Genomic DNA, 307 nt, shown 5'->3' with positions numbered 1-307 from the left:
CCCACACCCACCACTATGCGAAGTCGACGCGACGGCGGGCCAAGACCGATCCTCTCGATGCCAGGATGCTGAGCGACTATGGCCGCCGCTATCAGCCTGAAGCCGAGCCGGCGCCGTGCGAACAAAACGAACGGCTTCAATCGCTTGCCGGTCACCGCGATCAACTGGTCGATATGCGGGCAAGGCTGAAGAAGCACCTCGCTGAGGCCTTCGAGGCGATCGTCATCGCCAGCCTTGAAGACATGATTGCCGACTTCGACAGGCGCATCCATGCGCTCGAGAGCCAGATCGCTGAAGTCATTCGTCA

General features: G+C 60.9%; 1 protein-coding gene. It reads left to right on the top strand.

Going from position 1 to position 307, the window contains the following annotated elements:
- On the top strand, positions 1 to 307 hold a 307-nt coding region (locus EN850_RS35325), incomplete at both ends, for a transposase (RefSeq protein ID WP_136093056.1).

This window comes from Mesorhizobium sp. M8A.F.Ca.ET.207.01.1.1, assembly GCF_004794715.1.
In the GTDB taxonomy this organism is placed as follows: Bacteria; Pseudomonadota; Alphaproteobacteria; order Rhizobiales; family Rhizobiaceae; genus Mesorhizobium.
This window is presented reverse-complemented; position numbering and strand designations above follow the sequence as displayed.